20 protein-coding genes are annotated in these 22,913 nt (G+C 60.4%); 5 read left to right on the forward strand and 15 right to left on the reverse strand.

The window, feature by feature from the left end:
- Window positions 1-133: 133 nt before the first annotated feature.
- From asnS to KQI17_RS08540, 3 genes are read right to left on the reverse strand one after another with little or no spacing between them, the layout of a single operon-like run.
- Entirely contained in the window at window positions 134-1,531 is a 1,398-nt protein-coding gene (gene asnS, locus KQI17_RS08530; protein WP_216495758.1) for an asparagine--tRNA ligase, read from the reverse strand.
- 31 nt (window positions 1,532-1,562) lie between these two features.
- Window positions 1,563-1,952 (reverse strand): cytidine deaminase, encoded by a 390-nt coding sequence (locus KQI17_RS08535; protein WP_216495759.1) that lies wholly within the window; start codon window positions 1,950-1,952, stop codon window positions 1,563-1,565.
- A 10-nt stretch (window positions 1,953-1,962) separates the two neighbouring features.
- Complete coding sequence (locus KQI17_RS08540; RefSeq protein WP_216495760.1) at window positions 1,963-3,228, reverse strand: polysaccharide deacetylase family protein; 1,266 nt, start codon at window positions 3,226-3,228, stop codon at window positions 1,963-1,965.
- 495 nt (window positions 3,229-3,723) lie between these two features.
- On the opposite strand from KQI17_RS08540, the gene KQI17_RS08545 reads away from it, so the two are divergent.
- Window positions 3,724-6,681, forward strand: coding sequence for an S-layer homology domain-containing protein (locus tag KQI17_RS08545; protein ID WP_216495761.1), 2,958 nt, complete (start codon window positions 3,724-3,726; stop codon window positions 6,679-6,681).
- A 69-nt stretch (window positions 6,682-6,750) separates the two neighbouring features.
- Complete coding sequence (locus KQI17_RS08550) at window positions 6,751-6,915, forward strand: hypothetical protein (protein ID WP_216495762.1); 165 nt, start codon at window positions 6,751-6,753, stop codon at window positions 6,913-6,915.
- Between the two features lie 63 nt (window positions 6,916-6,978).
- On the opposite strand, the gene KQI17_RS08555 is transcribed toward KQI17_RS08550, so the two are convergent.
- The 3 genes from KQI17_RS08555 to KQI17_RS08560 form a co-directional block, all read right to left on the reverse strand.
- Entirely contained in the window at window positions 6,979-7,362 is a 384-nt protein-coding gene (locus tag KQI17_RS08555) for a hypothetical protein (RefSeq protein ID WP_216495763.1), read from the reverse strand.
- A 535-nt stretch (window positions 7,363-7,897) separates the two neighbouring features.
- A complete protein-coding gene (locus tag KQI17_RS13890; RefSeq protein WP_371821980.1) occupies window positions 7,898-8,011 on the reverse strand; it encodes a sodium pump decarboxylase gamma subunit in 114 nt (37 codons plus the stop codon).
- Window positions 8,012-8,024: 13 nt separating this feature from the next.
- Complete coding sequence (locus KQI17_RS08560) at window positions 8,025-9,164, reverse strand: sodium ion-translocating decarboxylase subunit beta (protein WP_216495764.1); 1,140 nt, start codon at window positions 9,162-9,164, stop codon at window positions 8,025-8,027.
- Between the two features lie 314 nt (window positions 9,165-9,478).
- On the opposite strand from KQI17_RS08560, the gene KQI17_RS08565 reads away from it, so the two are divergent.
- Window positions 9,479-9,901: a hypothetical protein gene (locus tag KQI17_RS08565; protein WP_216495765.1), complete on the forward strand. Its 423-nt coding sequence runs from the start codon at window positions 9,479-9,481 to the stop codon at window positions 9,899-9,901.
- A gap of 296 nt (window positions 9,902-10,197) precedes the next feature.
- Window positions 10,198-10,398, forward strand: coding sequence for a hypothetical protein (locus KQI17_RS08570; RefSeq protein ID WP_216495766.1), 201 nt, complete (start codon window positions 10,198-10,200; stop codon window positions 10,396-10,398).
- 475 nt (window positions 10,399-10,873) lie between these two features.
- On the opposite strand, the gene purB is transcribed toward KQI17_RS08570, so the two are convergent.
- The 9 genes from purB to KQI17_RS08615 form a co-directional block, all read right to left on the reverse strand.
- Window positions 10,874-12,292: an adenylosuccinate lyase gene (purB, locus tag KQI17_RS08575; RefSeq protein WP_216495767.1), complete on the reverse strand. Its 1,419-nt coding sequence runs from the start codon at window positions 12,290-12,292 to the stop codon at window positions 10,874-10,876.
- Window positions 12,293-12,388: 96 nt separating this feature from the next.
- Complete coding sequence (locus tag KQI17_RS08580; RefSeq protein ID WP_216495768.1) at window positions 12,389-13,663, reverse strand: adenylosuccinate synthase; 1,275 nt, start codon at window positions 13,661-13,663, stop codon at window positions 12,389-12,391.
- A gap of 288 nt (window positions 13,664-13,951) precedes the next feature.
- Window positions 13,952-14,386, reverse strand: coding sequence for a hypothetical protein (locus KQI17_RS08585; protein WP_022018563.1), 435 nt, complete (start codon window positions 14,384-14,386; stop codon window positions 13,952-13,954).
- Window positions 14,387-14,408: 22 nt separating this feature from the next.
- Window positions 14,409-16,235: a V-type ATP synthase subunit I gene (locus KQI17_RS08590; protein WP_216495769.1), complete on the reverse strand. Its 1,827-nt coding sequence runs from the start codon at window positions 16,233-16,235 to the stop codon at window positions 14,409-14,411.
- Window positions 16,232-16,846: a V-type ATP synthase subunit D gene (locus tag KQI17_RS08595; RefSeq protein WP_216495770.1), complete on the reverse strand. Its 615-nt coding sequence runs from the start codon at window positions 16,844-16,846 to the stop codon at window positions 16,232-16,234. Before KQI17_RS08595 ends, KQI17_RS08590 begins: the two co-directional genes overlap by 4 nt.
- A gap of 10 nt (window positions 16,847-16,856) precedes the next feature.
- A complete protein-coding gene (locus KQI17_RS08600; RefSeq protein ID WP_216495771.1) occupies window positions 16,857-18,152 on the reverse strand; it encodes a V-type ATP synthase subunit B in 1,296 nt (431 codons plus the stop codon).
- A gap of 13 nt (window positions 18,153-18,165) precedes the next feature.
- The gene (locus KQI17_RS08605; RefSeq protein ID WP_216495772.1) at window positions 18,166-19,896 is read right to left on the reverse strand and encodes a V-type ATP synthase subunit A; all 1,731 of its coding nucleotides are present in this window, start codon (window positions 19,894-19,896) and stop codon (window positions 18,166-18,168) included.
- A gap of 18 nt (window positions 19,897-19,914) precedes the next feature.
- Window positions 19,915-20,436: a hypothetical protein gene (locus KQI17_RS08610; protein ID WP_216495773.1), complete on the reverse strand. Its 522-nt coding sequence runs from the start codon at window positions 20,434-20,436 to the stop codon at window positions 19,915-19,917.
- A 12-nt stretch (window positions 20,437-20,448) separates the two neighbouring features.
- A complete protein-coding gene (locus tag KQI17_RS08615; protein ID WP_216495774.1) occupies window positions 20,449-21,009 on the reverse strand; it encodes a hypothetical protein in 561 nt (186 codons plus the stop codon).
- 249 nt (window positions 21,010-21,258) lie between these two features.
- Here KQI17_RS08615 and KQI17_RS08620 point away from each other — a divergent pair, with 249 nt between their 5' ends.
- The gene (locus KQI17_RS08620) at window positions 21,259-22,887 is read left to right on the forward strand and encodes a gamma-glutamyltransferase family protein (RefSeq protein WP_216495775.1); all 1,629 of its coding nucleotides are present in this window, start codon (window positions 21,259-21,261) and stop codon (window positions 22,885-22,887) included.
- Window positions 22,888-22,913 lie beyond the last annotated feature (26 nt).

Genomic DNA, 22,913 nt, shown 5'->3' on the forward strand with positions numbered 1-22,913 from the left:
GCGGCAAGTAACAATCCTGCGCAGCTGGCAGACCGTACTTACGCGTTTGACGCGTGCGCGAGGAACATAGGGCTTTGCCCGCATAAGCAAAACCACCCGCTTGGCGGGTGGATGCTTATTCATATTCCGGTTCTTAGAACTCCGCGTTGCCGACGGTACGGGGATGCAGCTCCACGTCGCGGATGTTGCCCACGCCCGTGAGGTACATCACCATGCGCTCGAAGCCGAGTCCGAAGCCCGCGTGGCGGCAGGAGCCGTAGCGGCGCAGGTCGCAGTACCACCAGTAGTCGGCGGGATTCATGCCAAGCTCCTTGATGCGGCTCTCGAGCACGTCGAGACGCTCCTCGCGCTGGCTGCCGCCGATGATCTCACCGATGCCGGGCACAAGGCAGTCCGCAGCGGCGACGGTTTTGCCGTCGTCGTTCAGGCGCATATAGAACGCCTTGATCTCCTTGGGATAATCGGTGACGAACACGGGACGCTTGAAGATCTGCTCGGTGAGGAAGCGCTCGTGCTCGGTCTGGAGGTCGGTGCCCCAGTCGACCTTGTAGTCGAACCGGTCGTTGTGCTGTTTGAGCAGCTCGACGGCGTCGGTGTAGGTGATGCGGCCGAAGTCGCTGGCGGCGACGTGCTGCAATCTCTCGATGAGGCCCTTATCGACAAAGCTGTTGAAGAACGCAAGGTCGTCGGGGCAGCGCTCCATGACAGCGGTGATGATATATTTCACCATCGCCTCCATGACCTCAAGGTCGCCGTCGAGGTCGCAGAACGCCATCTCCGGCTCGATCATCCAGAATTCGGCGGCGTGGCGCGCGGTGTTGGAATTCTCGGCGCGGAAGGTGGGGCCGAAGGTGTAGACGTTGCCGAAGGCCATGGCGAAGTTCTCGGCGTTGAGCTGGCCGGAGACGGTCAGGCTGGTCTTCTTGCCGAAGAAATCCTGAGAATAATCGACCTTGCCGTCCTCGGTCTTGGGGACGTTTTCAAGATCGAGCGTCGTGACCTGGAACATCTCGCCCGCGCCCTCGCAGTCGGAGCCGGTGATGATGGGGGTGTTGACGTAGGTGAAGCCGCGGCTCTGGAAGAACTCATGCACCGCGAAAGCCGCAGCGGAGCGCACGCGGAAGGTCGCGTTGAAAAGGTTCGTGCGCGGGCGGAGATGCTGGATGGTGCGCAGGAACTCGACGCTGTGGCGCTTCTTCTGCAGGGGATAGTCCGGCGTGGACGGGCCCTCGACCGCGATCTCAGTCGCCTTAAGCTCAAGCGGCTGCTTGGCCTCGGGCGTGAGCACGACCTCGCCGATGACGATGAGCGCCGCGCCGACGTTCTGGGCGGCGATCTCCTTATAGTTGGCGAGAATGTTCGCGTCCATGACGACCTGCAGGTTGCGAAAGCAGGAGCCGTCGTTGAGCTCGATGAAGCCGAAGGTCTTGAGGTCGCGGATGGTCTTGGCCCAGCCGCCGACGGTCACGGTCATGCCGCCGTAGCGCTCGGCGTCAGCGTAGATCGCTGCGATTTTCGTAATGTCTACCATGTTGATCACCTGTTATATCAAAGATTTTTTCTTAGAGAAACGTGCTGTCAAAGCCGCAGGGCATCAGCTCGCGGAGCGTCATCCGCTTTGCCTCGCGTGCGCGGTTGAGACAGATGACCTCCATATCGGGGGAAAACTCATAAAGGAACTGGCGGCACGCGCCGCAGGGATAGCAGAAATCCTTGCTGTTGCCGGCGATGACGATGCGGCGGAATTTGGAATGCCCCTCGCTGATCGCCTTGACGGCGGCGGTGCGCTCGGCGCAGATGGTGAGGCCAAAGCTCGAATTTTCGATGTTGCAGCCGGTATATACCGTGCCGTCCTCGCATTCCAGCGCCGCGCCGACGGGGAAGTGAGAATAGGGGATATACGCGCGGTCGAGCATTTCGATCGCCTTTCGCATCAGCTCATGTTCGCTCATTCGTTCCTCCTTACCAGTCCACGCCGAGGTCGGGACGGACCGAAAGATCGATGATGTCCTCGGCATTGTAGAATTGCAGATAGCGGCTGCGGGAGTGGCGCAGCGTCGTGCCGTCCGGATGCAGACGGTCGCAGATGACGGCGGAGATGTCCGGCTTGATGTAGCTGAACGAATTGACGCCGACGCTCGCGAAGATGCGGAAGCCCTGACTCTGGAGATAGTGGAAGCGTTCACCGGTCTTGTGCCAGTCGTCGCCGTCGGGACGCCCGCCGTGCGGGTAGAAGAGCACATTGGTAGGTCCGACCAGACTGCCGACCTCGTCCGCCCAGCGCTCGGTGTCGTTGATGACGGTCTGCAGCGGCTTGTCCGCCAGACGGATGTGACCCCAGGTGTGACTGCCGAAGGTCCAGCCGGTCTCCTTGAGCCGCGCGATCACGGGCTTGACCGCTTCGATCTCCGCCGCGCGGTTGGCCTCGAACGCTGCGCGCTCGGGGCTGTCCTTGGCGATGTCGCGGTCATCCTGCGTGCGGTAGCCGAGGATGCCATAGTAGCCGGTCAGTGAGAAAATGGCTTTCGCGCCGTTGAGCGAGAAGTCGGGGTGCTCGTAAACGAACTCGTCGAGCATCGTGGTGGCGTCGCCCTCCTTGGTCAGGAAGGTCTCCTTCGTGTAGGGATCGGTGCACTCGGCCCAGATCTCACCGTCCTCGCCGACCACGAGCTTGCTCGTGAAGCCCTGCTCGAGCATATAGGGGTAGTAGTTCACATCGTCAAAGCTGATGATGAGCGGCTTTTTGCCCTCGGGCAGCTTGAGTGTGTTGCGCACCATGTGCGTGCCGCTCTCGTCCGTGACCTCGCTCCACACGTCCTCGATGGCGACAAGAATGTAGCCCTTTTCATACACGGACTGTAAGATCTTCGCGTACTCGTCCGCGGTCACCATCCAGTCATCGAGACCGTAGCGTTCGCTCTGGCTCGCGCCACAGTCGTGAAATGCCCACTGGGGATAGGCGATGACGGGATGGAAGAAAAGGTGCTCCACGATCTGGTCGGGGCCCCAGGACTGTGTGAGCTGGTCCTCGCTCCAATAGGTCCTGACCGCCTCGTAGGGATCAACGTAGGGCTCCGGCTCGGGCGTCACATCGGGCGTTTCGCCGCCCTGCTCCGATGGATTTTCGGGGACCTCCGGAGCGTCGCCGCCCGGGTCCTTTTTGCCGCAGCCGGGCAGCAGCGTCAAGATCAGCATTGCCGTAAGCAGCAACGCAAGCATTCGTTTCATGGCGTTTCCTCCTCGAGAGATACTGTAAATTGCAGTATACCACGCCCGCGACAAAAAGGCTATAGAAATCTGAAAAGTTTCATGGCTTCTTCAAAAACTGCATTTTTCTCCGTTTTGCACAAACGGTTTTTGAACAAAACAAGGATGTCTACCCGATGTCTACCCGCCGAAACGCCTGGGGCGCAAGGGCTTGCGGGTTTTCCGAGAGGGTCGCCGTCTACCCTTCCGTCTACCCATTTTTTCACGCCGCTCCCTGAAACGCCTGCTATTTCTGCGAAAATTTTTGAAATTTCCGAAAATGTATGGGGGTACGATATCGCCTATTTTAATCGTTTTTGCAACATTTTCTCCGTTTTGCACAAAGGCAGGATTTTGACGGACGCCCTCCTCAACGAGCCGACGTGCATAAACAAAAGAAAATCGCGCCGAAACGCGGAAAAATATACGATGCCGCAGAACCGGAAACGGAAATTTCAGAAAGGAGAGTAACACTATATGAAAAAGTTACTCGCTCTGGTGCTGGCGCTGGTCATGACCATGTCCCTCGTCACCATCAGCAACGCAGCTTTCAAGGATGCCGACAAGATCGAGCACACCGAGGCTGTTGAAGTGATGAGCGCCCTCGGCGTCATCAATGGTATGCCCGACGGCAGCTTCGCTCCCGCCGGCAACGTCACCCGTGCGGAGATGGCGAAGATGATCACCATCATCATGCTCGGCGACATCGACGCGGCTGCCTTCAAGGGCACCGCCACCGACCTGACCGACATCAACGGTCACTGGGCGGAAGGCTTCATCAAGTATTGCTACAGCCAGGGCGTCATCGCCGGTCGTGGCGACGGCACCTTCGCTCCCAACGCGAACGTCACCGCCGTTGAGGCTGCCAAGATGCTGCTCGTCGCCATCGGCTACAATGCCGACGTTCAGGGCTACGTTGGCTCTCAGTGGTCCATCAACATCATCCGCGATGCTCAGCTGAGCAAGTTCTTCGACAAGCTCTCTGTCACCTCTAACAAGGTCCTCACCCGTGACGAGGCTGCTCAGATGATCTGGAACGCTGTTCAGGCTCAGATGATCGAGAAGACCTCCTCCGTCGGCCGTAACGACGGCAGCATCCGCGACAGCTATGCTCCTTATGGCGATGCGGGCCACAACCTGCTGCGTGAGACCTTCGGCGCTGCGAAGAAGTACGGTTACCTCGATGGCGGCATCTCCTATGATTCCGTCAAGAAGAACTACACCTATCATGTCAACAACGACGGCTCCACTTTCGGCAGCCTCATCAACACTACTAATGACGACGGCATTACCGACAATACCGTCCTGACCACCAGCAAGGACTACTCCTCCCTGTATGGCCAGAAGGTCGCTGTTGTCTACAAGGACAGCAAGACCGTTTACGGCATCTACTCCGATGCTAAGGTTCTCGCCACCGGCACCATCGGCAAGGTCACCGATACCGACGGCACCGCTATTGCTGCCGGCGATACCGACACGACTGTGAAGTTCGGCGATACCAAGGTCAAGCTGAACAGCGCTGCCAATGTCATCGACTACTTCACTTTCAATGCGACCTCTTCCGCTGCCGAGCTGGACGACCTGATCGCTGGCGCTACCAATGCGAACAAGTTCAGCGAGCTTGCTGCCATCGACAACAATGACGACGGCAAGGCTGACCTGATCGTTTACTATCCCGCTACCGCTGCCAAGGTCACCTACGTTGGTACCTCCAGCATCACTGCCGGCAGCAACTATGCTTATGACAAGGACGAGAAGACCTACTCCGCCGACAGCGGCACGACCAACTATGTCTTCCCCGCCGGCATTGCCAAGAACGACTACGTCCTGATCCCGGGTTACGGTGTTTCCGGTGCTACCCGCGAGATGAGCAAGATCGAGATCGTTGAGGGCAAGGTCACTGCGGAGAAGTCCACCTCCGCGCAGATCGGCGGTACTTGGTACACCAAGCTCGCTCAGACTCTGAGCCTTGGCGATACCTACCAGATCGCCGTCGTCAACGGCTATGCTGTTGGCTCTAAGGTCGTCAGCGCTTCCTCCAAGGATGTTGCTATGGTCATCGCCGAAGAGGCTGCCACCGCTCTGAGCGGCATCAAGGCCAAGGTCATGTTCCCCGATGGCAAGACCGAGATCATCACCATCAGCAAGATCAACGGCACCGATGTTGCTAATAGCGATACCCTTGCTACCACCGCAAGTCTGACTGACCTGGACAACTCCGCTGACAGCGACCGTCTGATCACCTACAAGAAGCTGGCCGACGGCACCTATGATGTCACGAAGGCTTCCGGTTCCAACAAGGCCGGCTATGATGTCTATGTGAACAACACCGACGGCAACTACACCAAGGCTGTCTCTTCTTCCAACACCCCCGCCTATCTGGACAGCAAGCTGATCGCCGATGACGCTATCATCTTCGTCCAGTACAACCATGGAACTTACGCCAACGCAAAGTACACCGTCATTACCGGTGCCGCGCTCAAGACCTACACCGACACCACTACGGTCAACGTTGAGAGCCTGAGCAGCACCACCAACGGCGTTGACACGATCAAGGTCGCGTTCATGTCCACCGCCGCTACCAACTTTGGTACTTCCAGCAGCTACGGCTATGTCCTTACCGCTCCTTATGCCACCAAGGACAGCGACGATGTCACCGTTTACGCTTATGACATCTGGACCACCAACGGCAAGCTCAGCGTTCAGGATACCAAGAACACAGTTTCCGGTGTCCATGCTCTGACCAAGGGCGACCTGATCACTTACGTTCAGAACACCGATGGCACTGTCACCAGCACCAAGCTGGCCGAGGATACCGACTATCAGTTCACCGCTGTTACCGCTTACAGCGAGGGCGACAAGCTCATCGCTCTGGCGAGCGACGAGGGCGCTGATTACACCAGCGGTCTGACCGCTATCAAGGATAAGACCGAGATCCTCTATGTCGACACCAAGAACCACACCGGTTCCGAGGGCGGCGCGATCGAGCTGGCTCAGGCCACTCCCAACGGCGGTTACTATCTGAACAGCATGGCGATCTATGATAGCGAGCTGAAGCTTCTCGTCGTTGACACGAGCAACGAGCTCAACGGTGCCCAGACTGCCACCGGCTACGCCGTTGCCGGTTTGGCTTCCACTACCTACAACACCGGTGCTACTGCCGTGATCGCCGTTGATAAGATCAAGGCTGTTGCCGGCGAGACCGTCACCTTCACGCTGACTCTGGGCGGTACCTCCAATGCCGCCACCACCAAGGCATTCACCGTGACCGGCGCTACCCTGACCAACGCTACTCTGACCGGTACCGGCGTTGCGGGTGTGACCAGTGTTGTGATTTCCGGCACGAACACTGTTACCATCACTCCCACCGCTGCTGCCACCACCGGCACCTACACCTTCACCGGTGTTGTGACCGGCGCTGTTAGCATCGCCTAATCCCACAAGAAATGCGCGCCCTTCGGGGCGCGCATTTCCCCCTATATTTTTCAGAAAGGAGACCGCACCATGTCTGAACCGAAAGCCCCCTACTACTACAACAAAAACAGCGACACCTACCATTGGGAGACCTCCTGCTCGAAAAACGACTACAGCGCGAGCGACCCGAACTGGGTAAAGACCAGCAGTGTTCCGACGGGCAAGGAACAGTGCAACGAATGCAAATCGAAGTGATCGCCGCAGGACAAAAGGGGAAGGCTCCTTTCGAAGCCTTCCCCTTTTTGTGTCCGCATCCGATCACTTGAATGCGATGTAGTTGTAAACGGTGTTTTTTTGGTTGACGTATTCCGCCTTGAGTGTAAAGCCGTTTGACGCGACCTCGGCGCAGCCGCTCAGCGGCATCCCGACGCCGAACACGCCGCCGAAGGGTGAGCCGCTGTTGTTGGTGTAGCCGGTGTAGGTGGTGAGGACCACTGCCTTCGGCTGAAAGCCGAGGTCGATCGTGCGCGGATAAGAGCCGGTGCCGGTGTACCTTCCCGTGACATAGCCGACCGCCGCGATGGCGTCGGCGTTGGCCTTGAGCGCGGCGTCGAGGGCCGCGGTCATGTCGTTGAAATCGGACATTTGGATGCGGTCGGTTTTCTCCCACTTGGGGAGCTGATAGTTGGTGGTTTTTGTCATGCTTCCTCCTGTTTTTTACGCCCTGCGATCAGGGCGAGGTTTGTTTTCAAGCCGCCCTGCCGGGGGCGGCCGATGGTGTATGATTCAGTTTTTCGTGTAAAATTCCGAGGTTTCCGCCGGTTTTATGATTTTTTCTTACGGCGAAAATATCTCGAATCACCTGTAGGAGTGATTCGCCGGTTTGGTGTCCGTCCGCGTGCAACGAAAGCGAAAAAATTTCCGGCTTGACATTTTCGCCCGCCGGATTATAATGAAGATAGAAAGGGACGCTGCGACAAGCGGTCGACCCAGTTCAGGTTTTTGCTAAAGAATCTTTAGAAAACCGTCACTTGGCAGAGTGGCGGTTTTCGCGTTTCTTTATCATAATCGTTACCGTAAAGGATCCGATATGTAAAGTGATCCGCATGGTCTCACCCCCTTTCGGGTGGTGTGGCCGACCGCCTGCCGTCTGTGCAGCGTCCCTCAAAACGATTGTACCATACCGCACAAAAAAGTCAAGCCCTCCCGACCGGGAGGGCTTGCTGCGTTTACGCAGTTACTTGCTGAACTTGGTGAAGAGCATGACGATCAGCGTGATGAGCGCCATGACGGCGAAGATGCCGAGCATCCCCTGCCACAGGATCGTGAGGGCGGCTTCGAGAGCAGTCATATTCTCTTCCTCCTTACTTCAAGAGCTGCGGCACGAGGTTGAGGATCATGCCGCCCGCGAGGACACTTGCGATCTGCCCGGCGACGTTCGCACCCACCGCGTGCATCAGAAGATGGTTCTGCGGATCGGCCTCAAGCCCCATCTTCTGGATGACGCGCGCGGACATCGGGAACGCCGAAATGCCTGCCGCGCCGACCATCGGGTTGACCTTCTTCCTGCTGAACAGGTTGAGGAGCTTCGCGAACATCACGCCCGCGATGGAGTCGAACACAAAGGCGACAAGACCGAGCAGCATGATTTTCAGCGTGTCGGGATTGACAAACTGCTCGGCGCGCATGGAGAACGAGATCGTGATGCCGAGCAGCAGCGTGATGAGGTTCGCCAGCGTGTTCTGCGCCGTTTCGGAGAGACGGTCAAGGCAGCCGCACTCGCGCAGCAGGTTGCCGAACATCAGGAAGCCGACGAGCGAGACGGACATCGGCGCAATGAAGCCCGCGATGATGGTCACAAGGATCGGGAAGCAGATGCGCAGCGTGCGCGAAACGTTCTTGGGGTTGTAGGGCATCCGGATGCGGCGCTCTTTTTTCGTCGTCACGAGCTTGATGGCGAAGGGCTGGATGATCGGCACGAGCGCCATGTAAGAGTACGCCGCGACGGCGATGGGGCCGACGTAGCTCGAGTGCAGCACCTGCGAGACGAGGATGGAGGTCGGGCCGTCCGCCGCGCCGATGATGCCGATGGAAGCGGCGTCCGCGAGGTCGAAGCCGAGCAGGACGGCAGCGACCATGGTGAAGAAGATGCCAAACTGCGCCGCCGCGCCGAAGAGCAGCATCTTGGGATTTGAGAGCAGCGGGCCGAAGTCGATCATCGCGCCGATGCCGATGAACAGCAGCAGCGGCAGCGCTTCGCTGGCCTCGATGGTGGTCTCGAAGAGCCATTGGATAATGCCCTGGCTCTCGCCGATGCCCTCGACCATCTGGTTGAGGACGCCGGAGCTCGGCAGGTTGACGAGGATGGCGCCGAAGCCCATCGGCAGCAGCAGCGCCGGCTCATAGTCCTTTTGGATGGCGAGGTAGATGAGCGCGAAGCCCACGAGGTACATCACGCCCTGCTGCCACGTCACGGCTCGAAAGCCGTCAAGCAGAAAGCTCATAAATGCAACACACTCCTGTATCATAGAATTGTTTTGGGAAAAGAAAAAGACTCTTACCGTCGGACGGCTGCAAAGACGTCTTCGGTAAAAGTCTCGCCATTTCATGAGCGGACCGGGGGCGCAGCCCCGTGATGACGACCCGCCCGACGCCGCAGCGGCGTTGGCTACTCCCTTATTCCTTTCGGTATCATAGCATACGAAGCGTCCTGTGTCAAACCAATTATTGCCGTTTCGTAAACTTTTTTGCACCCTCTTTACTATTTAGGCGAAATCATATAGAATAAAAGCAATTTTGATAGAAAGTGTGATGGACCTTGCAGAATTTCATTTATAAGCTTCGCTGCGCGATGGCGCGCTTCATGTACGGTCGAAACGGCGTCGACCAGCTCTGCTGGGCCTTGTTTATCGCTGAGTTGGTGCTCAGCCTGCTGCCCGCCTTGGTGCCGGGGCAGGCATTTGCCGCCTTCATCCACTATACCACGCTCTTTTTGTGCGTATATCTGCTGTTCCGTATGTTCTCGCGCAACCTCGAAAAGCGCCGTGCGGAAAACGCAAAATTCATGCAGTGGTGGGGGCCGAAGCAGAGCGCCCTGCGCGGAGCGAAGGCCCGCCGCGCCGACAAGGAACACAAGTATGTGAAGTGCTCCTGCGGCACCTATTGCCGTGTGCCGCGCAGCGTCGGAACGGTCGAATTGACCTGTCCGAAGTGCGGAAAAAAGCGGATCGTGAAAACCTGAAAATGAGTCCTTTTGAAAAAAGCGCCGAAGGGCGCTTTTTTTGTACACTTTGACGATCCGTTTTGTTCAAAACCGCCCATGTCTACCCGATGTCTACCCGCCGAAACGCCTGGGGTGCAAGGGCTTGCGGGTTTTCCGAGAGGGTCGCCGTCTACCCTTCCGTCTACCCATTTTTTCACACCGATTCTTGAAACGCCTTCCATTGCTGCGAAAATTTTTGAAATTTCCCAAAATGTATGGGGGTACGATATTGATACTCTATCAGCGAGGAAAAAACTGAGATAGGAGTATGCGCTATGAAATACGTAGTAAAAATGGACTATTGCACGATGGCTTTCACTTCTGGTACTTGCTCGCTTCAAGCTCTTTCTAATTGCTTGGCTGGTGATACTGATTTGCATTGGGTGCAGATTTATAATTCGGAAGAGAGTCCATATCATTCTCCTCTCGGCCTTTTGTTTCAAGCCGCCCTGCCGGGGGCGGCCGATGGTGTATGATTCAGTTTTTCGTGTAAAATTCCGAGGTTTCCGCCGGTTTTATGATCTTTTCTTACGGCGAAAATATCTCGAATCACCTGTAGGAGTGATTCGCCGGTTTGGTGTCCACTTATGTGCAACGAGGGCAAAAAATTTCCGGCTTGACATTTTCGCCCGCCGGATTATAATGAAGATAGAAAGGGACGCTGCTGTATCGGCAGTTAGCCCTCACACGTCAAATAGTAGAACTATGTTGACCGCTTGGGTTGCAGCCAGGCGGTCAACACGCTTTTGGGGCTATGTAGATCATGACCGCAAGAATCACGATGAAGCATATCGCGAAACGCAGGGCTCGCGCCCGGCGCCCGTTTCCCATCTGCATCACCCCCTTTCGCAAGGGAGTGGCTAACCGCCGCAATACAACAGCGTCCTTGAGACGATTGTACCATACCGCGCAAAAAAGTCAAGCCCTCCCGACCGGGAGGGCTTGCTGCGTTTACAGGCTGATCGCGCCGTCGGCGCTTTGCGCGTCCGCGAGCAGGGACGCGCACTCGGATAGAAAGCGCTCGACCTGCTGCGCGCAGCGGCCGGTGTAGAGTGCGGGGTCCATGACGGTGTCGAGCTCCGCACGGGTCATGCCGAAGGCGGGATCGGCGGCGAGACGATCGAGCAGGTCGCAGCGTTCGCCCTCCTTCATGCGCGCGGTCGCGGCCATGGAATGCTGCCGGATGCGCTCATGCAGCTCCTGCCGGTCGCCGCCGCGCTTGACGGCTTCCATCATGATGTTCTCGGTGGCGAGGAAAGGTAGGTATTCGCGGATGGTGCGGTCGACGATCTTCTCGTTGACGTGCAGACCGTTGGTGACATTCTGGCACAGGCGCAGCACGGCGTCCGCGCAGAGGAAGCCCTCGGGCAGGGCGATGCGGCGGTTGGCGGAGTCGTCGAGCGTGCGCTCGAGCCACTGGACGCTCGCGGTCATGGGGGCGTTGGCGGCGTCGGCCATCAGATAGCGGCTGAGCGAGCAGATGCGCTCACAGCGCATGGGGTTGCGCTTGTAGGCCATGGCGGACGAGCCGATCTGGTTTTTCTCGAACGGCTCCTCGATCTGCCGGTCGTGCTGAAGCAGACGGATGTCGTTCGCCATGCGGTAGGCGCTCTGCGCGAGGGAGGAGAGGACGTTCAAGATGCGGCTGTCGGTCTTGCGCGGGTAGGTCTGGCCGCAGACGGAGAAGCAGCGGTCGAAGCCGAACTCTGCGGCGATGCGGCGGTTCATCTCGTCGATCTTCGCGCCGTCGCCGTCAAAGAGGTCCATGAAGCTGGCTTCGGTGCCGGTCGTGCCGCGGCAGCCGAGGAATTTCAGCGTGGCGAGAATGTGGTCGAGCTCCTCAAGATCGCTGAGAAAATCCTGCATCCAGAGCGCTGCGCGCTTGCCGACGGTCACAGGCTGTGCGGGCTGATAGTGCGTGTAGCCGAGGGTGGGCACGGCGGCGTATTCGCGAGCAAACGCGGCGAGATTTGCCAGCACGCCGAGCAGCTCGCCGCGCAGATAGCGCAGGCCGTCGCGGTAGAGAATGAGATCGGCGTTGTCGGTGACGTAGCAGCTCGTCGCGCCGAGGTGGATGATGCCGGCGGCGGACGGTGCGGCCTTGCCATAGGCGTAGACGTGCGCCATCACATCGTGGCGCACCTCGCGCTCGCGCTGCTCGGCCACGGCGTAGTCAATGTCGGTGATGTGCGCTTCCAGCTCCGCGACCTGCCCGGCGGTGATGGGCAGCCCCAGCTCGTGCTCCGCGCGGGCAAGCGCGGTCCACAGCCGCCGCCATGTCTGAAAGCGCATATCGGCGGAGAACAGGTGCAGCATATACGGCGACGCATAGCGCGACGACAGGGGAGATTCGTAAACGTCTTTGCTCATGGCTCGTTCCTCTTTTCTGATTTGCTTTATTGTACCGAAAAATCCGCAGCTTGTCCACCCGAAAGAAAATGGAACGGCGCTGCCGTTCCATTTTTCTTATCGGAGAATGAGGCTTTCTCTTTCCGCGCCGACGGAGACATAGCCGATGGGACAGCCGATGGCCTTTTCCACATATTCGACGTAGCTGCGCGCGGCCTCGGGCAGATCCTCCCAGCGGCGGGCGCCGGAGATGTCGCACTGCCAGCCGGGCATATACTCCATGACGGGCTTGGCGCGGTCAAGAAGGACGGGGAAGGGGAAATCGTCGGTCTGCACGCCGTCGATCTCATAGTGGGCGCACAGAGGGATCTTGTCCATGTAGCTGAGCACGTCGAGCTTCGTGAGGGCGATGCTCGTCGCACCCTGCATCTCCACGCCGTAGCGCGTCGCCACGAGGTCGATGGGGCCGACGCGGCGGGGACGGCCGGTCTTTGCGCCGAACTCCGCACCGGCCTCGCGCAGCTTTGCCGCTTCATCGCCGAACCACTCGCAGGTGAAGGGCCCCTCGCCCACGCAGGAGGAGTAAGCCTTGACCACGCCCACGACCTCGTCGAGCTTTGCGGTGGGCAGACCTGAGCCGACCGGCGCATAGGCGGCGATGGCGTTGGAGGAGGTGGTGTAGGGATAGATGCCGTAGTCCAGATCGCGCAGCGCGCCGAGCTGGGCCTCGAAGAGGATGCGCTTGCCGTTTGCCTGCGCCTCGCGCAGAAGTGCCGTGGTGTTGGCGACAAAGGGCCTGATCTTCGCGCCGAAGTCGTCGATCCACGCCGCCAGCTCGTCCATGGTATAGCCCTTTGCACCGTAGACATGGGTGAGCGTGAGGTTCTTCCACTCGAGCAGGTCGGCCAGATGCGCCTTGAGGTGCTCGGGGTGGAGCAGCTCGCCGGCGAGCACGGTCTTTTTTTGATACTTGTCGGAATAGAACGGCGCGATGCCCTGCTTGGTGGAGCCGTACTTCTTGTCCTTGAGGCGCGCTTCCTCCAGCGCGTCGAGCTCGCGGTGCCACGGCAGCAGCAGGGAGGCGCGCTCGCTGACCTTCAGGTTCTCCGGCGTGATCGTCACGCCTGCGGCGCGCAGGGTCTCGATCTCGTTATACAGGTTCTCGCAGTCGAGCGCCACGCCGTTGCCGAGAATGTTCACCACGCCCTCGCGGAAGATGCCGCTGGGCAGCAGGTGCAGGGCGAACTTGCCCTTATCGTTCACGACGGTGTGGCCCGCGTTGCCGCCGCCCTGATAGCGCACGACCACGTTGAAATGGTCGGTGAGGTAGTCGACCATGCGGCCCTTGCCCTCGTCGCCCCAGTTGATGCCTACGATCGCACAATTCGCCATGATAATAGCCTCCTGAATATTTCCTCCGTACTATGAGAGATACGGTTTGCGTCAAAACGCCAGCCTCAGCATTATACGGGATACAACGGCATAAGAAAAGAATCAATTTAATATACTTATCATTCGCTCAGCTAATGATGAAATGAAGGGAGGAGGACATTGCAGATCTCGACAAAAAAGCCTGCGCCTTTGGCGGAAAATGAGGGTATCGTGAAGAAAATGCTGCAAGAAGGGAGCTGGACATCCTCCGGCTCCCTTGCTGTGCCGCTATGAAATTTCTCCTTGCGCTTACTGTAACAGCAGGAGGCTGAAGACGAGCGTGAAGAGCGCGACCGTTTCGATGATGCCGATGACGATGAAGAAGTTCGCCGTGCCCTTGCCGGTCTCGCCGAGCGCGTCGGCGCTCGCCGCGGCGACCTTGCCCTGGAAGAACGCGGACAGGCCGATGGCGAGACCCGCGAAGATGCCCGTAAACATGGCGAGCGCGGGATCGGCGCCGGAGGCCACGGCGCTGCGGATGAAGTTCATCAGCAGGAAGCCGTAGATGGTCTGCGTCAGGGGCGCGCCGGAGAAGGCGACCATGATGAAGGGAGCGGGCTTGCCGTTCGCGTAGCACTTCTTCCACGCGCCGACGCTTGCCTGCGCCGCGAAGCCCGCGCCGAACGCGCTGCCCATGGCGGACAGGCCCAGCGCACACGCCATACCAATAAATTCAATGCTCATAATACGTTTCTCCTCTTTTTGATTATTTTCTGATCTTATCCAGTTTTTTGAACGGTGCGTAGGCGGTGCCGGTCCACTCCATGCCAAGCTGACCGGAGAATTCCAGCAGATTCAATCGCACGCCATGGACCACCACGGACAGCAGGCCCATCACGATGTTCAGCCCGTGACCGACGAGCATGATGAGGATGCCGACGACGACCAGCGGCCCCTTGAAGCCGAGCGCCATGTTGTTAAAGCTCTGCGCGATAGCGAGCGACGCCATGCCGACGGCAAACAGTCGGATGTAGCTCATAATGTTGCCGAAGGCGCTGATGGTGTTGAGGAACACTGTGAAGGCGTTGCCAAGGCCCGCCTTGAGACCCTGCGCGAAGGTCTTGTCCGGCGACATACCGCCGAAGCACACGACCAGCACGAAGCCGAGAAGGACCACCGCGGCAATGGGCGTGAGGTTCACCTGCTCGCCGATGACGAGGTAGAGCACCACGAAGTACAGCGCGCAGATCGCGCACAGCCAGCCGAGGTCGGCGACCCAGCTGAGGTCCTTCTCCCGCGTCTTGCGGCGGATGTTCATCACACACGCCAGCGAGAGCTGGACGGTGCCGAGGATGAAGCAGAATTTCATGACGCTGTTCTGCTGCTGGGTGGTGGTGACGTTGAAATACTCGGGGTAGTTCGCAAAGGTCGGAACGACCAGCGAGCGGAGCAGCGGCACGTCCATCGCGCCCTCAAGCCCGAACCAGGTGCCGGTCATCGCGCCCCAGACGATGGTGGCGATGGAGAGCACCCACAAAAGCTGCACGGCATCGGAGGGCTTCTTGCTCTTCACCGTCAGGGCTGCGGCGGTCAGCAGGAACAGGCAGCCGTAGCCCGCGTCGCCGATGATCATGGCGAAAAAGAGCGTGAAGAAGCCGAGGAACCAGAACGAAATATCGTACTCGCGGTAGCCCGGCACGGTGCCGAGAATGTCGAACACCGGCGCGATGAGCCGCGTGACCCTGGTGTACTTGATCTTGGTCGGCACCTTGTCGTCGTCTGCCGCCGGATCGTCCATCGCCCACGCCCAACGCTCCTTCGCGGCGGCGGCCTTGAAGCGCTCCGCCTCGTTGACGGGGAGGTAGCCGGTCAGCCACACGAGTCCGTCCCCGCTCTCCGAGGTATTGCGCACGGAGGAGTAGTCCGCGTCGTTCTGCGTTTTGAGCAGCTGCTCACGGAAGCTGGGCAGGTGCTTTGCCGCGGCCTTGAGCTGCGCGCCGCACTCAGAAAGACCGCGCTCACAGTCGGCGATCTCCTGCCGGTATTCGTCAAGGCTCTTTTCCGGCGGGATGAACTCGCCGGCGGCACAGGAGGCGGGCAGCGCACCGAGGATGGCGACGGTCTGCTGCTTCCCGACCGGCGCGAGCCGCAGGAAGCGCACTTCCTTGTCCGCCTCGAGCGAGGCGAGGAGCTTTTTGTCCACGCGGCAGAAGTGCAGCTCGAAGCCCTGCGCCTTTAATTCCTTGATCTCGGCGGGGGAGAAGCTGCCCCAGCCGGCGAGCGTGTCGCACGCGCTGACCGCGGCGGCGCGCTCGGCTTCCAATGCCTTTTTGCGCTCCAGACATGCGTTGAGCTTGTCGAAGAGCACTTTAAATTGATCGTCGTCGAGCGTTTCCGCTTCGACCTCGCTCCCCCCCTGCTCCTCGAGCACGGTGATGAGCCGCGAGAGCGCGGCGAAGCGCTCCAGATAGGTCTGGTCGGCATCCGCCTTTTCCGCGAAATGGACGATGCCGAGCGCGCGCAGCGCGTCGAGCAGCTCCGTTTTCTGCGTCTGCGCGGCGACGATGTGAACGACCTTCATTTTCTCGATCATCGCGCCGCCTCCTGTAGCTTTTTCTTGGCGATCTTGCCGCGCACGACCGCGGAGGTCTGCTGGTCGCCGAGGTAGATGCCGATGACGCGGATGTTTTCCCTCGCCTCGGGGATCTTGACCTTTTCAAACAGGTTCACGCGCTGCGCGGTGGAGCGCAGCTCCCGCTCGAGCAGCTCGACCTGCGTGCGCAGCGTCTTGACCAGCGCGTCCAGCCGCGCGATCTCGCGCAGCGTGACCACGGCGGTGTCCACCCAGAGCGGATAGTCCGCGACGTCGTAGGAGATCTCCTCGAAGGTCAGCTCCTCAAAGACCGGCACGATCACGCCGGCGATGTTGTGGTCGCGGCAGACGACGTCCTTCGGACGGATGAGCGAATCGAGCCGCATCCCCTCGGGGAAGCTGCCGTTTTCGGCGAATACCGCGATCCAGCCGTCCAGACCGTCGACGATCTTCAGCCGCTCGGCTTCGACCTTCTCAAGCTGCGCCGTCACCTGCATCACGACCGATTGGAGCTGCTGCTTTTTCAGCTGCAGCGTCGGCAGATAGCGTTGAAACTGCTTGAGCCGATCCTTCTGGACCTTCAGTTCATTTTTTGTTAGTTTGACAGCCATACGCGCTCCCTCAGTTCAAGGCGTCCTTTTTCGGCCATCTTTCCTGCAGGAGGCTCGTCTTCAGACCCGTTTCGTTCGGCTCGAAGCACTCGGCGAGGATCTCCCAGCCAAGGTCCAGCGCCTCCTCCAGAGGGATGTTCACGCTCAGGTCCATCAGCTTCGTTTCAAAGAGGTGGCCGTACTTGAGCAGCTTCTCGTCCCATTCGGACATCATGAAGCCCATGGACTTCTTCTCAAGGCTTTCCTTGTAGGCGCTGTAGAGACGGATCATGCCGTCCATCAGGGCGCGGTGGTCGCTGCGCGTCGTGCCGTTGACGTTCTGCTTAAGACGCGAGAGCGAGCCGAACGGCTCGATGTGGCCGTTCTTGAGGTAATACTGGCCCTCGGTGATATAGCCCGTGTTGTCCGGCACGGGGTGGGTGACGTCATCGCCGGGCATCGTGGTGACGCCGAGGATGGTGATGGAGCCCGCGCCCTCAAAGTCGACCGCCTTCTCATAGCGCGAGGCAAGGCAGCTGTAGAGGTCGCCTGGGTAGCCGCGGTTGGACGGCACCTGCTCCATCGTGATCGCCATTTCCTTCTGCGCGTCGGCGAAGTTGGTCATGTCGGTCAGCAGCACGAGCACGCGCTTGCCGGCAAGGGCGAACTGCTCCGCCACGGCGAGCGACAGGTCGGGCACGAGCGTACATTCCACCGTCGGGTCGGACGCCGTGTGGACGAACATGACCGTGCGGCCCATCGCGCCGCTCTTTTCGAGCGTGTCGCGGAAGAAAAGATAGTCGTCGTATTTCAGGCCCATGCCGCCGAGGACGATGACGTCGACCTCCGCCTGCATGGCGATGCGGGCGAGCAGCTGGTTGTAGGGCTCGCCGGAGACGGAGAAGATGGGCAGCTTCTGGCTCTCGACGAGGGTGTTGAACACGTCGATCATCGGGATGCCGGTGCGGATCATGCGCTTGGGCACGATGCGCTTGGCGGGGTTGACGGAGGGCCCGCCGATGGGGATCATATTTTCGGTCAGCGCGGGGCCGTTGTCGCGCGGCACGCCCGCGCCGTCGAACACGCGCCCGAGCAGGTCGTCGGAAAACGAGACCATCATGGGCCGCCCGAGGAAGCGCACGGTGTCGGTCGTGCTGACGCCCTGCGTGCCGGCAAAGACCTGCAGGGAGACGAGGTCGCCGCTGAGCTTGATGACGCTCGCGTAGCTCTCGCCGACGAGGGCAAGGTCGCCGCTGCGCACGCCCGAGGCGCGCACGGTCACGACGTTGCCGACGATGGATTCGATCTTGGTATAAACCTTCTGCATTCTGAAACCCTCCTTAACCCGTTACCTTGCTCCGGTAGAGGTCCGTGAGCTTCGTTTCCTGCGCCGCAAATTCCGGCGTACCGTAGACCGTGCCGTGCCAGTCGAGGAATTCCTGACGCACCTGATTGAAGAAGGCGCGGATCTCCTTTTTGTCGCTGAGCGCGTAATCGCGCGTGAGCACATCGTAGAGCACATTGAACTCATGCGCCTGACGCTCCGGCTCGCAGGCCGCGTCGATGGGATCGAAGGAGTTCTGCTGCAGATACACGGCATCGAGCAGCTCGCCCTTCTGGTAGAGAATGTAATCCTCGGCCGAGGTGCCCTCTTCGCCGATGACCTTCATCATCTGATTGATCTCGCTGCTGCGGCGGAGGATGCCGCGGGCCTCCTCCACGCGCGCCATGTCCACCACGCCCTGATACTTTGACCACGAGTCGATGGGGTGGATGGAGGGATACTTGCGCGCGTCGGAGCGCTCGCGGGAGAGGCCGTGGAACGCGCCGACGACCTTGAGCGTCGCCTGCGTGACCGGCTCTTCAAAGTTGCCGCCCGCAGGGGAGACCGTGCCGCCGATGGTGACGGAGGCGATTTTGCCGTTTCTTAGCCGGACCTTGCCCGCACGCTCATAGAATGCGGCGATGACGGATTCGAGGTAGGCAGGGAAGGCTTCCTCGCCGGGGATCTCCTCCAGACGGCCGCTCATCTCGCGCATGGCCTGCGCCCAGCGGCTCGTGGAGTCCGCCAGCAGCAGGACGTTGAGTCCCATCTGGCGGTAATATTCGGCCATCGTCACTGCCGTGTACACGGACGCTTCACGCGCCGCGACCGGCATGGACGAGGTGTTGCAGATGATGATGGTACGCTCCATCAGCGAGCGGCCCGTGCGCGGGTCGGTCAGCTCGGGGAACTCCTTGAGCACCTCCACGACCTCGCCGGCGCGCTCGCCGCAGGCGGCGACGATGACGATGTCGACGTCAGCGTTCTTCGCCTCCATGTGCTGCAGCACGGTCTTGCCCGCGCCGAAGGGACCGGGCACGCAGAAGGTGCCGCCCTTGGCGACCGGCAGGAAGGTGTCGATGCAGCGGATCTTGGTCACCAGCGTCTCGTCGGGACGCAGACGCTCCTCATAGCAGCGGATGGGCTGCTTGACCGGCCAGGAAAAGACCATGCTCAGCGCCTTCTCCTCGCCCGCACCATTTTCCAGCACCGCAACGGTGGAGCGGACGTGATAGACGCCCTTTTCCTTCACGCTCTTTACGCGCCAGCCCTCGTCCTTGAGGTCGAAGGGCGTCATGATGAGGTGCGTGAACTGCCCCTCCGGTACGCTGCCGACCGCGTCGCCCGCGAGCACGGCGTCGCCGGGCTTGACGCAGGGGGTGAACTCCCATTCCTTATCGGGGATGGGGTCAAGGTATACGCCGCGCTCGAGGAAGAAGCCGCATTGCTCGGCAAGCTTCGGCAGAGGGTTCTGCAAGCCGTCGTACACCTGCGTCAGAAGGCCGGGGCCGAGCTCGACGCTCAGCAGCTCGCCGGTCAGCTCGACCTCGTCGCCGACCTGAATGCCATTGGTCATTTCATAGATCTGCATACTCACGGCGTCGCCGCTGATGCGGATGACCTCGCCCTTGAGGCGGTCATTGCCGATCTTGACGAAGCCGACTTCGTTTTTCCGAACGGAGCCCGAGAATCTTGCCGAGACAAGGTTGCCGTTGACTCCGGTCACATAGCCTGTCACTTTCTCCATTTCGTTTCTCCCGTTTTCTTATAGGCTGAATATCTGCTGACGGACCTGTCCGAGCAGGGTGTCGAAGGCGGCCTTGCCCTCGTCATGGCGGAAGACGCGCTGCCGTTCGAGCAGCTGCAGCTTCAGCGCGTAGCCGTAGAGCGCGCAGTCGTCGAAGCTGTGCAGTCCCACCAGCTCATCCAGCCGGTCAAATTCCAGCGCGAGCAGCAGCCGCTCGCCCTCGAGCGGGTCCTTTGCGTTCACCGCCGCGGTGACGGTCTGCGTCACGGTGGCGTCGCGCTCGTTCGGCGCGGCACAGCTCTCGCCGCGCTTCACACGCCGCTGATAGGTCAGCTCACCCTGCAGCACGCGGTAGAAGGCCGCCCACCGGCTCACGAAGCCGCCGTCCTCCGAGCGCACCGTCAGCTCCTCGAGCGAGCGGTAGACCCTGTCGCTCACCGCGCCCCGGCATTGGTCGAGAAACGCGGCGTAATCCAGCGGCGGGGCGTCGCCCGCGCGGAGCATCGGCAGGCTCGAGATCAAGTAGTAATAGGAAGCCAAGAGCGTCCCTCCTTAAATGCGCAGCTCGCGGAAGAAGGGGGCGAGCTGCTCCGCCAGCTCCTCGTCGGAGCAGTCGATGTAGCCCGAGCCGTCCTTGGCGCACAGGCGGAAGCCCGTGTGGACCTTTTTGGAGAGCCGCAGCTCCAGCCCCGCCTTGAGCTCGCCGGCGAGCTCGCTTTTGAGCGCGTCCGTGACGGAGGCGACCTCCGCGGCGTAGGCGGAGGCGTCCTCGCCCTGCAGCGCGGCGGTGATGAGCGACGCGAGCATCTTATCGTCAAGCGCCTTGCGCGTGTCCTGCGCGAGCAGCTTCGTCAGCTCCGCGCCGATCTCCTGCCGGAAGGCGAGCACCGCGTCGCGCTTCGCCTGCTCCGCGCTGAGCTGAGCGCTGGCCTTGAACACGCCGATCTCCGCCTGCGCGTCCGCACGCAGCTTGTCCGCCTCGCTCCTCGCGTCGGCGACGATCTTTTCCGCCTGCGCCTTGGCGTCGGCAAGGATCTGCGCGGCCTCGCGGTTCGCGCTCTCGATGCCGTCCTTTTTGATGGAGGATACCAGATCCTGAATTTGAAGCTCCATAAAATCTGCCTTTCTGTGTTTATGTGAGTAAAATTTCGTAATCAAACTAAAATATAGCGCACAATGCCGAAGAAATCAAGAAATCGTAAAAAAATTAAATGATTCATTTTTTCAATAGTGCCTAAAAACCGGGTAATGATGCGAAAAATATTATAACCGTCCGCGCGGGAGCCTAACCGCCGCCTTGCTCTTCCCGTGTCGGTGTGCTATACTGGACCTGATATAAAAGAGAGAAGGAGAATGCTTCCCATGCCTGCCTTTGATCCGCTGACCTACCGTTACGCCTCGCGGCGCAATGTCGTCTACGCCAAAAATGCCGTCGCCTGCACGTCTGTGCCGCTCGGCGCGCAGATCGGACTGGACGTGATGAAATCCGGCGGCAGCGCCGTGGACGCCGCCGTGGCGATGGCTGCCGCCATGCCGCTTTTGGAGCCGACCGGCAACGGCCTCGGCTCGGACTGCTTTGCGCTCGTGTGGATCGAGCGGGACAAACGGCTCTACGGCCTCAACGCCAGCGGTGTCGCGCCGATGGCGCTGAGCGCGGAGAAGGTTCGCGCGATGGGCTATACAAAGATGCCGAAGGCCGGATGGCTGCCGACGATGGTGCCCGGAGCGCCCGCGGGCTGGGCGGAGCTGAACCGCCGCTTCGGCACGAAGCCGCTCGCTGAGCTGTTCGCGCCCGCCATTTCCTATGCCGAGGAGGGCTATCCCGTGCCGGTGAACGTCGCGCGGCAGTGGGAGCGCGACAGCCGCCGCATTGCCAAGGCGATGGCGGAGAACGCCGCACCGCACGAATACTGGTGGCAGAGCTTTATGAAGCCGGACGGTACGCCCTACCGCGCGGGCGAGCTGTTCCGCTTTCCGGACTATGCCGCGACGCTGCGCTCTCTCGCCGCGACGGACTGCGAGAGCTATTACCGCGGCGCGCTGATGGAGCGGATCGTCGCGTTCTCCCGCGCGACCGGCGGGTACTTCTGCGAGGACGACTTCCGCAATTACCACCCCGAATGGGTCGAGCCCATCACGCAGGACTACCGCGGCTATACGGTCTGCGAGATCCCGCCGAACGGCCACGGCATTACGGTGCTCATGGCGCTTGGCATCCTGAACGGCATGACCATGCCGGAAAATCGCGAGAGCGCCGAGTACTATCACAAGGTGATGGAGGCCATCAAGCTTGCCTTTGCCGACACGAGGACCTACGTCGCCGACCCGCGCTATATGAAAACTAAGGTCAGCGAGCTGCTGGATCCCGCCTATCTCGCCGCCCGCCGCGCGCTCATCACCGACCGCGCGCTGGAGCCGAGGGCGGGCGACCCGCACTGCGGCGGCACCATCTATCTCTGCACCGCTGACCGCGAGGGCAACATGGTCTCGTTCATCCAGAGCAATTATACCACCTTCGGCGCGGGTGTCGCCGTGCCGGGGACGGGCATCTCGCTCCAAAACCGCGGCGTGAACTTCTCGCTCGACCCCGCAAGCGACAACTGCCTTGCCGGAGGCAAGAGGTCCTACCACACCATCATTCCCGGCTTCCTGCTCAAGGACGGCGCCGCCGTCGGTCCGTTCGGCGTGATGGGCGCGTTCATGCAGCCGCAGGGTCAGGCCGAGGTCCTCGTCAACACGCTCGATTATCACATGAACCCGCAGGAGGCGCTTGATGCGCCGCGCATTCAATGGATCGGCGGCAGGAGGCTCGAACTGGAGTGTGAGGCGGGCGAGGCCATTGCCGACGAACTGCGCGCGATGGGCCACGAGATCACGGTCGTGGACGACCGCATTTCGATGGGCCGCGGTCAGATCATCTGGCGCGGAGAGGACGGCGTTTACACGGCGGGCACCGAGCCGCGCTGCGACGGCGCGGTCGCCGCGTGGTAAAGAAAGCTGCTGAAAAGGAAAGAGCC

Origin of the sequence: Oscillibacter sp. MSJ-31 (assembly GCF_018918025.1) — a bacterium.
Classification (GTDB): domain Bacteria; phylum Bacillota; class Clostridia; order Oscillospirales; family Oscillospiraceae; genus Hominicoprocola.

Excerpts from the sequence above, each read along its gene's own strand:
- asnS (WP_216495758.1), bottom strand. The coding sequence starts at position 1,531 with ATGGTAGACATTACGAAAATCGCAGCGATCTACGCTGACGCCGAGCGC.
- KQI17_RS08535 (WP_216495759.1), bottom strand. The coding sequence starts at position 1,952 with ATGAGCGAACATGAGCTGATGCGAAAGGCGATCGAAATGCTCGACCGC.
- KQI17_RS08540 (WP_216495760.1), bottom strand. The coding sequence starts at position 3,228 with ATGAAACGAATGCTTGCGTTGCTGCTTACGGCAATGCTGATCTTGACG.
- KQI17_RS08545 (WP_216495761.1), top strand. The coding sequence starts at position 3,724 with ATGAAAAAGTTACTCGCTCTGGTGCTGGCGCTGGTCATGACCATGTCC.
- KQI17_RS08550 (WP_216495762.1), top strand. The coding sequence starts at position 6,751 with ATGTCTGAACCGAAAGCCCCCTACTACTACAACAAAAACAGCGACACC.
- KQI17_RS08555 (WP_216495763.1), bottom strand. The coding sequence starts at position 7,362 with ATGACAAAAACCACCAACTATCAGCTCCCCAAGTGGGAGAAAACCGAC.
- KQI17_RS13890 (WP_371821980.1), bottom strand. The coding sequence starts at position 8,011 with ATGACTGCTCTCGAAGCCGCCCTCACGATCCTGTGGCAGGGGATGCTC.
- KQI17_RS08560 (WP_216495764.1), bottom strand. The coding sequence starts at position 9,164 with ATGAGCTTTCTGCTTGACGGCTTTCGAGCCGTGACGTGGCAGCAGGGC.
- KQI17_RS08570 (WP_216495766.1), top strand. The coding sequence starts at position 10,198 with ATGAAATACGTAGTAAAAATGGACTATTGCACGATGGCTTTCACTTCT.
- purB (WP_216495767.1), bottom strand. The coding sequence starts at position 12,292 with ATGAGCAAAGACGTTTACGAATCTCCCCTGTCGTCGCGCTATGCGTCG.
- KQI17_RS08580 (WP_216495768.1), bottom strand. The coding sequence starts at position 13,663 with ATGGCGAATTGTGCGATCGTAGGCATCAACTGGGGCGACGAGGGCAAG.
- KQI17_RS08585 (WP_022018563.1), bottom strand. The coding sequence starts at position 14,386 with ATGAGCATTGAATTTATTGGTATGGCGTGTGCGCTGGGCCTGTCCGCC.
- KQI17_RS08590 (WP_216495769.1), bottom strand. The coding sequence starts at position 16,235 with ATGATCGAGAAAATGAAGGTCGTTCACATCGTCGCCGCGCAGACGCAG.
- KQI17_RS08595 (WP_216495770.1), bottom strand. The coding sequence starts at position 16,846 with ATGGCTGTCAAACTAACAAAAAATGAACTGAAGGTCCAGAAGGATCGG.
- KQI17_RS08600 (WP_216495771.1), bottom strand. The coding sequence starts at position 18,152 with ATGCAGAAGGTTTATACCAAGATCGAATCCATCGTCGGCAACGTCGTG.
- KQI17_RS08605 (WP_216495772.1), bottom strand. The coding sequence starts at position 19,896 with ATGGAGAAAGTGACAGGCTATGTGACCGGAGTCAACGGCAACCTTGTC.
- KQI17_RS08615 (WP_216495774.1), bottom strand. The coding sequence starts at position 21,009 with ATGGAGCTTCAAATTCAGGATCTGGTATCCTCCATCAAAAAGGACGGC.
- KQI17_RS08620 (WP_216495775.1), top strand. The coding sequence starts at position 21,259 with ATGCCTGCCTTTGATCCGCTGACCTACCGTTACGCCTCGCGGCGCAAT.